A 13,122-nucleotide genomic window follows, 5' to 3' on the forward strand; every position below is an offset into this window, starting at 1 on the left:
CCGATCATGCCGGTACCCATCCTCAAACAGGGCACGTATCTCATCGCCTCGGTGCAGTCCGCGCTGACCGACGCCGATACCGAGCGCCTGCAAGACGATCTGATGACCCAGGTCAGCAGATACCGGGCGCACGGCATCATCGTCGACGTCACCGCGATCGACGTGATGGACTCGTTCGCCGCTCGTTCGCTGCGCACCATCGCGCACATGACCCAGTTGCGCGGGGCGGAGACCGTGATCGTCGGTCTACAGCCCGAAGTCGCCTTCGCCATGGTGCAACTGGGCTTGACATTCGAGGACATGCACACCGCCCTCGACCTGGAAGAGGGACTCGCGTGGCTGGATCGCAAGGCCTCCGGACGTCGCCAGCGAGACGGTCGTGACAGTGGCCGCTGAGAGCATGGTGATCGCGGTGGTGGTGTCCGAGGACATCGTGACCGCGCGTCAAGCCGGACGGGAGTTGGCAGCGGAACTCGGCTTCTCCCTCACCGACCGGACCATGATCTCCACGGCGATCTCCGAGATCGCCCGCAACATCACCAGTTACGCGGGCAGCGGGGAGATCCGGTTGCTGGTCGGTGACCGCGAAGGACGGCGGGCGCTGGTGGTGCAGGCCCAGGACCAAGGGCCCGGCATCCGCGACATCGCCCGCGCGCTCGACGACGGCTACTCCACCGGCCGCGGGCTCGGTCTCGGCCTGCCCGGGGCGCAGCGGCTCATGGACCGCCTCATCGTCGAATCCGCGCCCGGTCGCGGCACCTTGGTGGAAATGTGGAAGTGGGTGCCCAACGGTGCATGAAGACGGGTTCATCGGCCGGATCGAGTGGGCGGTGGCCGGTCGCGCGCTTCCGGGGCAACACATTTCCGGTGATCGCTGCGTGGTGCTCGACGCGGGCGGCGGCGGTGTGCTGTTCGCGGTCCTCGACGGTCTCGGTCACGGTGCGGCGGCGGCCGACGCGGCCGACCGCGCCGCGCAGGTGCTCTCGGAGAACCGGGCCGAACCGCTGGACGTGCTGATGGTGCTGTGCCACCGGGCCATGGCCGACACCCGCGGCGCGGCGGTCTCGTTGGCGCAGTTCGGGATCGGCGACGCGATCAGTTGGCTCGGGGTCGGCAACGTCGAGTCGCGGGTGCTCAGCGTCGGCCCCGCCGGGCTCAGCATCCGCGCGACGGTCCTGCTCACCGGCGGCATCGTCGGCTACCGACTGCCCGCGAACCTGCAACCGCAGACGGTGCACGTGCGGCCCGGCGATCTGCTGCTGATGTCCACCGACGGCATCGTCGCCGAATCCGCCGAGAGCATCGACCTGTCCAAATCCACCGCCGACATCACCGCCGACATCCTGGCCCGCTTCGCCAAGGACACCGACGACGCGCTGGTGCTCGCGGCCCGCCACCGCGGCAGTACCTCGAACGGGGTGCTGTGACAACGGTTCTCGCCGCTTTCCTCGACGCCTACACGACCGCGCTGCGCGGTCACCTCGAGGCGCCGACCCACGACACCCTGTCCGAGGGTTACGAACTGGGCAGGCGCGCCCTGGTCGAGGACATCAGCCTGCTGGACCTGACCGAACACCACTTCCGACTGGTCGGCGCCGAGGCCGCGGCGGGCAACGACCCGCGCCTGGCCGAGAGCGCGCTGGAATTCCTGTTGCAGACCCTGGCCGCCCTCGACATCGCCACCCGCGGCTATCTCGACGGCACCCGCCGCTACGAGCAACAGCGTTCCCGCGCCGACGATCTCGACCAACGCGACGCCTTCCGCACCGCCCTGGTGGAATCGTTGCAGGACGGCTTCTTCGTCGCCGACGCCCACGGCGCCATCATCGAGGTCAACTCCGCCTTCGGCGCGCTCACCGGCTACGGCGCGGCCGAGGTCCCCTACCCGTTGCCGCACCCGTGGTCGATGGCCTCGGGGCCGCGCTATCCCGATCTGGGCACCGAGGCTTCGCGTTTCGTGATCCCCATCCGGCATCGCGACGGCCGCGCGCTGTGGCTGGCGGTCAGCACCAGCACGCTGATCGAACCGGAGAACAACGAGCGGATCTTCGTCGGCACCATCCGCGACGTCACCGCCGAACACGACGCCCAGGCCCGTGACCAGGCCGCCTCGCGACTGGCCACCGCCGTCGGCACCTCCACCAGCGTGGTCGAGGTGCTCTCGGTCGGACTGGACGAGTTGCGCCGCACCGTCGGCGCGGCGTCCGCGGTCGTCGCGGTGTGGCCCAACGGCCACGGCTCCCCCGAGATCTACATGTCCGGCACGGTCGCCCCCGGGGTCAGCAACACCGAGAGCCCGGTCCTGGAACCGGAGGCGATGGCGTTGCTCGAACGGGCGCGCCGCCGTCCGCCGCGCAGTCTGGCCGCGCTGCCGGAAGGCGCGGAGAGTTCGGAGGGCATCGTCGCACCGCTCGGCGAGACCGGCGACACCGCCCTGTGGTTGCGCTTCGCCGCACCCCGCGCGATCACCGCCGCCGACTGGACGATGTTCTCGCTGCTGATCGGTCACCTCAGCCTCGCGGTGCAGCGGGCGCGCAACTTCGACCAGGCGCGCTCGACGTCGCTGACCCTGCAACGCGCCATGCTCGGGCCGATCGAACTGCCGCCGCGCTTCTCCGTGCACTACGAACCCGCGCTGCCGCCGCTCGAGATCGGCGGCGACTGGTACGACGTGGTGCCGCTCAAGGACGGCACCATCGGCGTCGTCGTCGGCGACTGCGTGGGCCGCGGTCTGTCCGCCGCCGTCGTCATGGGCCAATTGCGCACGGCCGCGCGCGCCCTGCTGCTGCGGCACACCGGTCCCGCCCAACTGCTGTCCGAACTCGACGCGGTCGCCGGACGCATCCCGGGCGCGATGTGCACGACGGTCTTCGCCGCGGTCCTCGACCCGGTCCGCGGCCTGCTCCGCTACAGCAGCGCGGGCCACATGCCCGCGATCGTCGCCGACGTCGGCGAGAAGGGCCGCCTGCTCGAAGACGGACGGTCGGTGCCGCTGGCCACTTTCGAACTCGAACGCCCCGAGGCGAGTGCCACCCTGTCCCCCGGCGCGACCATGGTGCTGTTCACCGACGGGTTGGTCGAACAGCGCGGCATCGACATCGACGACGGTTTCGACAAGATCGCCGCCACGCTGGCCGAGACCTCGGGCAAACTGCCCCGCGAGGTCGCCGACGCCGTGCTCTCGCGCCTGCGGCCCGCCGCCGGTTACGACGACGACGTCGCCATGGTCGTCTACCGTCAGCCGCCCGCCCCCTTGCACCTGAGCGTGCCCGCGCTGGCCGACCGGCTCGCGGGGCTGCGCCGCGCGCTCAAGGCGTGGTTCGCGGCGGCGGCGGTCCCCCACGACCTCGCCTCGGATCTGGTGGCCGCGGCGAACGAGGCGTGCAGCAACAGCATCGAGCACGCCTACCTCGACGGGTCGGGCGACGAACCCGCCGTCGACCTGACCGCCACGTGCGGCACCCAGACCGTCGAGATCGTCGTCACCGACACGGGAGCCTGGAAACCGCGCTCGGCCGACCCCGGCCACCGCGGGCGCGGCATCGACATGATGCGCGCGCTCACCGAGGAACTCGAGATCGAACACACCGACACGGGCACCCGGGTGCGGATGTCGATCACGCTGCCCGCCATCAAATCACCGGTCGCCAACCCGTTGCGCGGAACCCACCGCCGCCTGTCCTGACACGCGGCCCGACCACCGCCGTCGTGCCCCGCGGCACGCCTCACGCCCGCGATTCGCGGGGAGTTCGCCCGGCGACTGCTAGGTTCGAGGCGGCTCGCTCGCACGCCCACTCCCGCCCGCGCGGGGCCCGATCTCCGGAGGCGTTCATGAGAAGTGTCCTCGTCCTGGCCGCGCTGTGCGCCACCGTCGCCGGAGTGCTCGCCGGGCCCGCCGCCGCCGACCCGCCCTACGACGAATACGTCGCGCTGGGCGATTCCTGGGCCGCCGACGCCACCCTGAACCCGGCGCTGCTCACCGCCGAATTCGTGCCCCTCGGCTGCGTGCAGCGCTACGACAACTATTCGCGCCAGGTCGCGGCGGCGTTGGGCGTCACCACTTTTCGCGACGCCGCGTGCGCCGGCGCCACCACCGCCGACATGACCGAGGACCAACCGGTCGGGCGCGACCTGTGGCCCGGCGCGAACACACCCCAATTCGACCGCCTCACCCCCACCACCGACCTGGTCACCCTGCTCATCGGCGGCAACGACGTCGGACTCGCCGCCGCCGTCCGCGGCTGCCTCACACCCGACCCCGCCGTCTCCCCCTGCCAACAGACCTGGATCGTCGACGGCGTCGACCGCATGTCCCAGAACATCGCCGCCGCCGAACCCCACGTCGCCGCCACCATCGCGGGCATCCGCCAACGCTCCCCCGCCGCCCGCATCCTCCTGCTCAACTACCTCGACGGCGTGGCCCCTGACGGCGGCTGCTGGCCCACCATCCCCATCTCCCCCGTCGACACCGACTGGCTCGCCGACAAACTCGCCGAACTAGACGCCATGCTCCGCCGCGTCGCCACCGCCACCGACGTCGAATTCGTCGACACCTACACCACCAGCGAAGGCCACGACGCCTGCCGCCCACCCGGCATCCGCTGGGTCGAAGGTCTGATCCCCTACACCAGCGATCCCCCCGGCCCGCGTTGCCGTTCCACCCCAACCAACTCGGCGCCAACCACCAAGCCTCGCGAGTCCTCGAAGTCCTCAACGGCTGACAAACCGTCGACGTGCACGGGTTCGCGTCGAATCAGACCGACCGATTCCCACCTCAGCGGACCGAGCCGAGCGCGTATCGGGCACGCCCGCAGTGGAAGTCACCGGTAACCTCGCCGTTCGGTTACCTTCCTCGACGGTGGGGATTCGGGAACGTCACTGCCGCCGAAGCATTCTCGACGCCGAACGCTTCTGGTCGCCTCAGTTCCCGCTCGGCCCGAGCGCGGACGGAGCGGGGGTCGGGGACGGTTCCTTGAGTTCGATGAACAGGGCGTGCGAGTCGGTGTCGCCGATGTTCTCGCCCGCGTGTTCCTGGGCCGAGACCCACCGGATCTGTCCGGCGGTCAATTCGACCTCGACCTGCTGCCCGCCGGAGGAGATACGACGACGGAACGAGGCCAGCGGGTAGAGGACGCTGTCGGGATGGGTGTGCGGAAGGGTGCGGTCGCCGGGTTTGTCCCGGTACTCGAGCACGCGGACGCGGTCGTTCTCGAAGATCACGCGGTAGAGGTCGGGGTTGACGGCGATGGGATCGATGCACATGGCTGCCTCCAGCGAGGCGGCATCCATCTCCAGGACGACGGCCTATCGCTATTTCCCGAATCAGCGAGCCCTGCTGGCTGCCGTCCATCCCGAGATCGATGAGCCGTCGCTGCTCACCGAACCCGCCCCGACCGATCCGTTCGAACGTCTCGAGGTGGTCATGCGGGAATGCGTCCGCATCACCACCGAATGGGAACCCGAACTGCGCACCTCACTGCGCCTGTCGCTGGAACCCGATCCCGCCGCCCCGACCCCGCTGCGCCGAGGACGCGCCATCGACTGGATCGAACAAGCGCTGACCCCGCTGCGCGACACCCACCCCCACGTGGACATTCGCCGTCTGGCCATCGACATCCGGTCCGCGACCGGGATCGAATCCTTCATATGGCTGACCGACGTGGCTCGGCTGCCCGCCGCCGAATCCATCGAAACCCTCTGCCGCACAGCACAAGCCATCCTCGCCTATGCGCTGGCCGCACCGGACTCGCACGGCGACTCGCCCCGCTGATACGACAGCACGAACCACGGCCGGAATACCGAGGCGGTTCAGCCGATCAGTGCGAGGTCCTCGTCGGTGAGTTCCAGGCTCGCCGCGGCGATGTTCTGGTCCAGGTGGGCGGGGTCGGAGGTGCCGGGGATGAGCAGGATCGACGGCGACCGGGCCAGCAGCCAGGCCAACGCCACCTGCTGGATGGACGCGTCGTGGCGGGCCGCGACGGTCGCCAGGTGTTCGGCGGTGAGCGGCTGGAATCCGCCGACCGGGAAGAACGGGACGAACGCGATCCCGGCTCGTTCGCAGGCATCGATGATCGGGTCGTCACCGCGGGTCGCGACGTTGTAGGCGTTCTGCACGCAGACGAAAGGCGCGAGGTCGCGGGCCTGGTCGAACTGGGTGCGGGTGACGTTGGAGATGCCCAGGTGCCGGATCAGGCCCTCGTCCCGCAAGCGCGCCAAGGCGGTGAGCGGGGCTTCCAAGGAGCCTTCCGCCGGGGCGAGGTTGTCGCCGACGCGCAGGTTCACCACGTCGAGTCGGTCGACGCCGAGGGTGCGCAGGTTCGCCTCCACGCTCTTGCGCAGACCGTCGGGGGTGAGTCCCGGCTCGATCGCGGCGAATTTGGTGACCAGCACGAGGTCGTCGGGGTAGGGGTGCAGGGCCTCGCGGATCAGGTCGTTGGCGTTGAGGCCGTCGCGGTCGTAGAAGTGCGAGGTGTCGATGTGGTTCACGCCCAGTTCCACCGCCCGGCGCAGCAGCGCCAGCGCGGTCTCGCGGGTCGGTTGCTTCCCGGCGGGCCACCCGGTGAGTTTCATGGCGCCGAAACCCATCCGGTTCACCCGCAGCGGTCCCAGCTGTCCTTGACCCGCCGCGCGGGCCGAAATCGTCTCCGTCATGTCCTCAGCCTGGCCTTTCCCGCCTCCCGCGCGCTGGAGTTGGCAACATGTTGCCAGGCGTTGACGGCCGCCGGGCCGCTCGCGAGACTCGACGTATGGTCCAGACACAGCAGGTCACGATCGTGCGCGGGGCGCGCGAGCTGTTCGAGAGCACCTCCCACCTGTTCGAGCGCACCACCACCAGCCTCGATTGCGCCGCCAAAGACCTGGTGACCTGGAACAACGCCCGTCACGACCGGCTGCGCCCCGGGGTCGCGCTGCGCAAGCTCTACCGGCCCTCCGCCCTGCTGGACCCCTCGCTGGCGCAGCACCTGCACACGATGGTCGAGCGCGGGGCGGGCGTGCGGGTCAGCGACGACGACATCAACGAGACCATCGTCCTGGACCGCAAGGTGGTCATCCTCGCCGGTGACACCTCCCACGGCGAACGCAGCTACAGCGTCATCACCGTGCCCGAGATCGTGCACGGCGTGCTGTCGCTGTTCGAGGCCACCTGGCGGGCGGGCACCGACTTCGCGATCTACGACCGCGACGCCGCCGAACTGCGCCGACTCGCCCCGCAGATCCTCGACTGCCTCAACACCGGAGCCACCGACGAGGCCGCCGCCCGCACCCTGGACCTCTCGGTCCGCACCTACCGCCGCCGCGTCGCCGAACTGATGACCGCCCTCGGCGCGAACTCCCGCTTCCAAGCCGGAGCCCGCGCGCAGGAACTCGGCTTGATCTGAGGCCGCCGCCGCGTCAGGGGGCTCACGAGTACTGCTTCCGGAGCGCGGAGACGCGCTGCCGAAGCGGTGTGCGGTCGACCTTGGCGAGGTTCAACGGTGGGTCCAGCTCGCGCAGAATCTCGGTCTCGAGCGCGTCGAGGGTGTCGGCGTCCGCCACCGGGATCAGGACGACGCGCAGGTGCGCGCGCATCCAGGCCGTGAGTCGCGCTTCCTCGATGCTCGGCTGATCGTTCGCGTGCGCCAGTATCGAACCGAGCGTGCGACGCAGAGTCGAGAACTCGTACTTGTTCCCGAGATGCATGGTCGCGATGCGACCCCACAGCGTGTTCGAGGACGCTCTGCCGCCTTTACGGGTCGCGCCGGCGAGTCCGGCGTAGACGAGTCCCGGGGCGAGGACGTGCCCGAGCCCCGCGCTGAGGTCCGCGGCGCCCGCGTCGTCGACCCACCAGCTGTACATCCCCGGCGAACGCAGGCCCGCACCGGCCGAGGCCAGGACGTCGTCCAGCGACAACGCCCGGTCGCCCGCGCGCAGCCGGGCCGCCACCGGTTCCGTCTCGCGCTGCTTGTACCACGCGAGGCGGTGGCCGATCGAGAGCCCGTGCAGCTTGTCGACGACCCGGGCTCCGGCGGTATCCAGTTGCGGTGCGAGGGATTCGACGTATGCCGCCCCGGCGTGCACCTCGAAGGTCAGACCGGCGAGCGGACCGAGCGCCGATTCGAGTTGTGTCGCGACCCGTCACCCCCAGTCGAGGCGGTACTCGCGGGTCGTCTTCGGCAGATAGCGTTCGTAGGGCTCGAGCCGATCGCCGGGCCGGAGCAGGCCGTGTTCGGCCGAGAGGATGAACCACGGCAGACCCGACGCCTCCGCGTAGTGGCGCATCTTCGCGAAATAGCCGGAGGTGTAGAGATCCTTCGCGGCGGCCGCGTGATCCAGTTTGCTCTTCACGCAACCGATCAACACGGCGTGCGGGCGCGCCGGAAGGTCGAGAACCGGCCTGGAGGGCGTGACCGGAGAAGTCGAGCCTGCTCGCTCCCTTCCGACCGTGAAACCCAGGCCCACCAACCATCGGCGCGCGGACGAGGACTGGAAACGCTGCCGGTTCACCACTCCGGTCGCCAGTGAGATCACCTGCTTGACGGGCCATCTCGTACCGTCGATGTCGACCCAATGGTCCCGAATGCTCTCGGGGGCAGCGTCTTCGAGCCGGGCGAGGACGAGTTCGGGACTCAGCTCGAAGGGCTCGCCGTCCAACGTGAAGCGCATAGCCCTTGATACCGCGCGGGTCCGATAATTCCACTGGATCCACGAAATCGCCGGATCCGACCACAGAGAGCGGCCCGCGCAGGATCTCGGCGCGACCCGCGAACGCCGACCTGCGGTTCGCGGGAATCCTGGGATCGGTAGGTGGCCGGTTCGGCCTCTACTTACCTCATGACAACTTCTCCGCACCCCGCCCCGCAGTCCACCGGCCCCGACAAGAAGACCAGCGCCATCCTCTCCTACGCCCTCGGCTGGCTCACCGGCATCGTCTTCCTCTACATCGCCAAGAACGACCCCGACATCAAACACCACGCCGCCCAATCCACCGTCTTCTTCGGCGCGGTCACCGTCCTCAACATCGCCCTGTCGGTCCTCGGCTCACTCCTCGGCGCTCTCGGCATCGTCTTCAGCCTCGCCGGACTCGCCCTCGGCCTGCTCGCCCTCGCCGTCTGGATCACGGCCATGCTCCAAGCCAACAAAACCGGCGGACACCGCGCCGAACTCCCCCTCGTCGGCAAACTCACCACCCCCTACGCCGAAAAACTGGCCGCCGCGATCAAGTAGCGACGATCGTTCTCCGTGATCGGAGCAGCCGACGAATCCCGCCCGGACAAAGGACATCCGAGACCGGCGGCCCGAGATCATCTCGGGCCGCCGGTCTTCTGGTGGGACGGGAGAAGTGAGGGCTGTCGGAGGCCGCCGACATAATCGGGAGGTGTCCGTCGACGTGCCGAATATTCCCGATACCGTGCTGCGTCCCGCGCTGGACGGATTGCTGCCGTTCGCGCCGGAACACCAGTTCTCCCCTACCCCCGCCACTCTGCTGTCGGTGGCGGGCAGCGATCTGTTCTTCGCGGGCGATCCCGGCGAACTGGCGCGGGTCGCACGACCGGCGGGTCATCCGGCCGACTGGACGCCGCTGCTCGGTCACATCGACGCGGTGATCTGGCGCGCGGCCGCCGCCCGCACATCCGACCAGCACCGTCGCGCACTGCTGGCCCTGCTGCGCGCGTGGGCCGGGCAGCGCTTGGCCCGGCCGGGCACATGGCGCACTGGAACCCGCTATCCGCTGGAACGCGACCCGCGCATTCTGAATGTGGCGGGGAAGCGGTACCTGCACAACGCGGCGATCGCGGTGCCCGCCGAAGCCCGGGAGGTGCGTTCGGTCGTCGTCACCCGCGACGATTCGGCCCGGCTGCTCCGATTCGCCGACCTACTGGACGAATTCGGCCCGTTGACGGTGTCGGATCGCGCGATCACGGTGTTCTCCACACGCACCGGAGTCCGTCATGCGGTGGCGCGGCTGGTCCTTGAGGCATTCCCCTACTTCGAGGTGATGTCGCCGTCGGCGAAGAAAGCGCTGCGGGCGGCGCCGTACGGGATGACCGAACGCGCGGTCGGCGAATTCGGCCGACTCGGCGATCGACTGCAATCCGCCGGTCGCCTCACGTTGCTCGCAGGTGGCGTCCCCGACGATCCCGCCGAATTGTGGGCCGAGGACGCCGATATCGCCGCGGCCGAACGGGTCGCGATCGTCTGGAACGACCTGGTGGGACATCGTACGCCGGTGCCGGAGGAGACAGCCGTCGCGCTGGAAAAGGCCACCGGACTGCCCGAGACCGTCGCCGTCGCATTGCTCGAGCCGACGACGTCGACCCTGACCACCGAAATCGTCACCCACGACCTGCGGTACGAGTGGGACAGGGTCTCGGCCACCGCCCGGGGCAGCGGGGAGGTGCTCTACGGACGGCGCAACCTGTATCGAGGACTCGCCACGGCACTCGCCTGGGCCCTGACCGAACGTCCGGTCGGTGAAACGCTCGCCGCGCGAGCCGCCGAGACCTACGCCGCGTTGCGCGCCCGTCTGTCGACCCCGGACCTGCTCGCGGCACTGGGCCTGCTGCGCGTGGACGCCGCCGTCTTCGGCCCACGCACCCATCCCCGGTTCACCTCCGATCGGCCGGTCCACGACAACGGTCTGCTCGTCGTGGACGCGAGCCAGAATTACCAATACCCCTACTTGCGCACCGCGGGCTTGGCCGACACCGCGCTGGTCGAACACACCGTGCGACTGTGCGGCGAGCACGGCATGGACGCGCTCGCCCACGCCGTGCGCTGCGAACACGTCCTGGTCGACGGCTTGGCCCGCGTGGTCGACCGCGCGGACGCCACCCCCGTCGCCTCCGGCGGCTACGAGGCCGACCCGCGCCGCAGCGCCCCGGACCTGGTCGAACAGGTCGGCGCGACCCTCGGTATCGCCTCCGACGCCGCCACCCTCTACCTGCAACTGCTCACCCTCGCCCGCCCCACCGACCGGAACATCCGTCTCTGGAACGGCTGGAAATCGGCCCGGCACAAGGACGCCGAAACCGACCTGCTGCTGCGCCGCCTCGTCGAACCCGGCCGCCGCCCCCGCGCCGGACGGTCCGTCTTCCTCCCCGGCGACTGGACACACAAGGTGGACACCGCGCACCTGCCCCTGGAAACCGCCAAACTCGCCCGCTACCGCGCCACCGTGCGCGACAAGGAGATCATCGGCCCCTACCTGCGTCTGCTCCCGCCCATCCCTTTGCACGAAATGTTCGCCGAGGCTTGGGAATCAGCATCATGAGCGGCAGCGCGGAGGGCCTGCGCCACCGGTCCCTATGCCTCGGAGTTCACCGCGATGTTCTGAAGGTGGCCCCGGCGGGGTCGGCGGCGAGAGTGCGGTCGGGGAAACCGGGAAGTAGGCGGCGAAGCCGGTGCCGGAGGCGCGGGGAAGAGGGCGGGCAGCCGTAGGGGCCCATGCGTTGGACGAGCACTCACAGCGGGGCGGTGGTCCACCACTGGTCGAGCAGGTCTTGGCCGCTGTGGTGGTCCCAGCCGACGTCCAGGACGACCCAGGCGCGGGCCGGATCGTCGAAGCGGACGGTGAGCAGTCCGGTGTTCGCGCCCGGGTAGTAGCTCCACCGCACCGAACCCGAACCGGACGGGCGGGTCCAGGTGCTCTGCCGGGTGGTGTCGTTGTCGATGTTGGTGGTGAAGGTCTGATCGCGGCGCGGGTCGTCGCGGCGGAAGGACCATACGTAGTAGTGGATTCCGTTGTCCTGCGTGCATTCCAGGGCGGGCGCTCCGCCGTTGTTCAGCACGTTCAGGTCGGTGCAGCGCGCGCCCTGGTAGCCGGTGTCGGTCGGGGTCGCGGGCAGCAGGGCCGGGAACAGGGCGACGAGGTCGTTGGCGCGACCCCACGCCGTCACCGTCGGGGTGGTCGTGGTCGGCGGGGCGGTCGTGGTGCTCGCGGACGTGGTCGGGGCGGTGGAGGTCGACGGCTCCGCGACGGGAATGCCGCTGCCGGTGATGATCTCCGGGCGGACCACCGCGATCGCCGCGCCCAGGCACAGGACCGTCAGGATCGCGGCGGCCGCGGCTATCCAGGGCAGGCGCATGCCCGCCGACCGGGATTCGGCTCCGCGCGCCGAGCGTTCGGAGGCAACCGGTCCGAGACCAGGAATCAGCGCGGCGGGGCCGGAGGTTTCGCCCGGACGCGTCGGGCTGTTCGAGGAGGTGCCGGGTGGCGGCGATTGCGCGTCCGACGGTTCGGTGGATCGATGTACGGGGAGACCCGGGCCGGCCACGTGGCGCGGAGCGGACGGCGACAAGGCTTCGGCGGCGGCGGTCGCGAGCGCGCGGCAGGAGTCGTAGCGCTGGTCCGGGTATTTGGCGAGGGCGATCGCGAGGACCTGGTCGACGGCGGGCGGGAGCGCGGGGTTGCGGGTGGTGGCGCGAGGCGGGGGTTCGGCGAGGTGGGCGTGCAGGACGGCGGCGGGGGTCGGGCCGACGAAAGGGAGGGTGCCGGTGAGCATCTGGAACAGGGTGATGCCGAGGGCGTAGACGTCGGCGCGATGGTCGACGTCCTCGCCGCGGATCTGTTCGGGGGCGGCGTAGCCGAGGGTGGCGACGATGGAACCGGAGGCGGTCAGGGCGGTGCCGTCGTCGGCGCCGCGGGCGATGCCGAAATCGGTGACGAAGACCTGGTCCTCGCCGTCGGCGTCGGCGCCGACCAGGAGGTTGGCGGGTTTGACGTCGCGGTGCAGCAGGCCGCGGCGGTGCGCGGCGTCGAGGCCGTCGGCGGCGCGCGAGAGGATGGTCAGCGCGCGGCGCGGCGGCAGCGGTCCGTGTTCGGCGAGCAGGTGGGCGACATCGGAGCCCGCGACGTAGCGCATGGCGATCCACAGCGTGCCGTCCTCGTCGCCGCGGTCGTAGATCTCCACGACGTTGGGATGGTCGAGTCGGACGGCCAGTTCGGCTTCGCGCTCGAAGCGCGCGCGGAACTCCGGGTCGGCCCCGGCCCCGCTGTCGAGGACCTTCAGCGCCACCGACCTCGGCAGCCGCGGATGCCGCGCCAGGTAGACCACGCCCATCCCGCCCGCGCCGAGCCTGCGTTCGATGCGATAGCCCGCGAACAGGGTTCCGTTGTCCAGCGCCATATCCGTCCCGTCACCG

13 protein-coding genes and 1 pseudogene are annotated in these 13,122 nt (G+C 70.2%); 9 read left to right on the forward strand and 5 right to left on the reverse strand.

Going from position 1 to position 13,122, the window contains the following annotated elements; all coding sequences use genetic code 11:
* The first annotated feature begins 6 nt into the window (after positions 1 to 6).
* From ON30_RS16090 to ON30_RS16110, 5 genes are all read left to right on the forward strand, one after another.
* A complete protein-coding gene (locus ON30_RS16090; protein WP_040708051.1) occupies positions 7 to 396 on the forward strand; it encodes an STAS domain-containing protein in 390 nt (129 codons plus the stop codon).
* Between the two features lie 4 nt (positions 397 to 400).
* A complete protein-coding gene (locus ON30_RS16095) occupies positions 401 to 799 on the forward strand; it encodes an ATP-binding protein (RefSeq protein ID WP_040708151.1) in 399 nt (132 codons plus the stop codon).
* On the forward strand, positions 792 to 1,427 hold the full coding sequence (locus ON30_RS16100; protein ID WP_040708053.1) for a SpoIIE family protein phosphatase: 636 nt from the start codon (positions 792 to 794) through the stop codon (positions 1,425 to 1,427). The genes ON30_RS16095 and ON30_RS16100 overlap by 8 nt, the downstream gene beginning before the upstream one ends.
* Positions 1,424 to 3,685 (forward strand): SpoIIE family protein phosphatase, encoded by a 2,262-nt coding sequence (locus ON30_RS16105; protein WP_040708054.1) that lies wholly within the window; start codon positions 1,424 to 1,426, stop codon positions 3,683 to 3,685. Before ON30_RS16100 ends, ON30_RS16105 begins: the two co-directional genes overlap by 4 nt.
* A 146-nt stretch (positions 3,686 to 3,831) precedes the next feature.
* On the forward strand, positions 3,832 to 4,830 hold the full coding sequence (locus ON30_RS16110) for an SGNH/GDSL hydrolase family protein (protein WP_051029421.1): 999 nt from the start codon (positions 3,832 to 3,834) through the stop codon (positions 4,828 to 4,830).
* A gap of 90 nt (positions 4,831 to 4,920) precedes the next feature.
* Here ON30_RS16110 and ON30_RS16115 read toward each other — a convergent pair whose 3' ends face one another.
* Positions 4,921 to 5,262, reverse strand: coding sequence for a cupin domain-containing protein (locus ON30_RS16115; protein WP_040708153.1), 342 nt, complete (start codon positions 5,260 to 5,262; stop codon positions 4,921 to 4,923).
* Here ON30_RS16115 and ON30_RS16120 point away from each other — a divergent pair.
* Positions 5,261 to 5,770, forward strand: coding sequence for a TetR/AcrR family transcriptional regulator (locus ON30_RS16120; RefSeq protein WP_051029422.1), 510 nt, complete (start codon positions 5,261 to 5,263; stop codon positions 5,768 to 5,770). The genes ON30_RS16115 and ON30_RS16120 overlap by 2 nt on opposite strands.
* 38 nt (positions 5,771 to 5,808) lie before the next feature.
* Here ON30_RS16120 and ON30_RS16125 read toward each other — a convergent pair whose 3' ends face one another.
* Positions 5,809 to 6,651, reverse strand: coding sequence for an oxidoreductase (locus ON30_RS16125; protein WP_051029423.1), 843 nt, complete (start codon positions 6,649 to 6,651; stop codon positions 5,809 to 5,811).
* Positions 6,652 to 6,746: 95 nt separating this feature from the next.
* Between ON30_RS16125 and ON30_RS16130 the strand changes: the two genes are divergently transcribed.
* A complete protein-coding gene (locus tag ON30_RS16130) occupies positions 6,747 to 7,379 on the forward strand; it encodes a helix-turn-helix domain-containing protein (protein WP_040708056.1) in 633 nt (210 codons plus the stop codon).
* 22 nt (positions 7,380 to 7,401) lie between these two features.
* Here the strand turns inward: ON30_RS16130 and ON30_RS16135 are convergent, their stop codons facing one another.
* Together ON30_RS16135 and ON30_RS38490 are read right to left on the reverse strand one after the other, a co-directional pair.
* A complete protein-coding gene (locus ON30_RS16135) occupies positions 7,402 to 7,836 on the reverse strand; it encodes a GIY-YIG nuclease family protein (protein WP_373282558.1) in 435 nt (144 codons plus the stop codon).
* Between the two features lie 114 nt (positions 7,837 to 7,950).
* Positions 7,951 to 8,643 (reverse strand): annotated as a pseudogene (locus ON30_RS38490) (DUF6884 domain-containing protein); the annotation flags it as partial.
* A gap of 168 nt (positions 8,644 to 8,811) precedes the next feature.
* Between ON30_RS38490 and ON30_RS16145 the strand changes: the two are divergent.
* Together ON30_RS16145 and ON30_RS16150 are read left to right on the forward strand one after the other, a co-directional pair.
* Complete coding sequence (locus ON30_RS16145; RefSeq protein ID WP_040708060.1) at positions 8,812 to 9,204, forward strand: DUF4870 domain-containing protein; 393 nt, start codon at positions 8,812 to 8,814, stop codon at positions 9,202 to 9,204.
* A 151-nt stretch (positions 9,205 to 9,355) separates the two neighbouring features.
* Positions 9,356 to 11,251: a hypothetical protein gene (locus tag ON30_RS16150; protein WP_051029425.1), complete on the forward strand. Its 1,896-nt coding sequence runs from the start codon at positions 9,356 to 9,358 to the stop codon at positions 11,249 to 11,251.
* A 190-nt stretch (positions 11,252 to 11,441) separates the two neighbouring features.
* On the opposite strand, the gene ON30_RS16155 is transcribed toward ON30_RS16150, so the two are convergent.
* Entirely contained in the window at positions 11,442 to 13,106 is a 1,665-nt protein-coding gene (locus ON30_RS16155) for a serine/threonine-protein kinase (RefSeq protein ID WP_040708062.1), read from the reverse strand.
* Positions 13,107 to 13,122: the final 16 nt, after the last annotated feature.

The organism is Nocardia takedensis NBRC 100417, from assembly GCF_000308695.1.
Classification (GTDB): Bacteria; Actinomycetota; Actinomycetes; order Mycobacteriales; family Mycobacteriaceae; genus Nocardia; species Nocardia takedensis.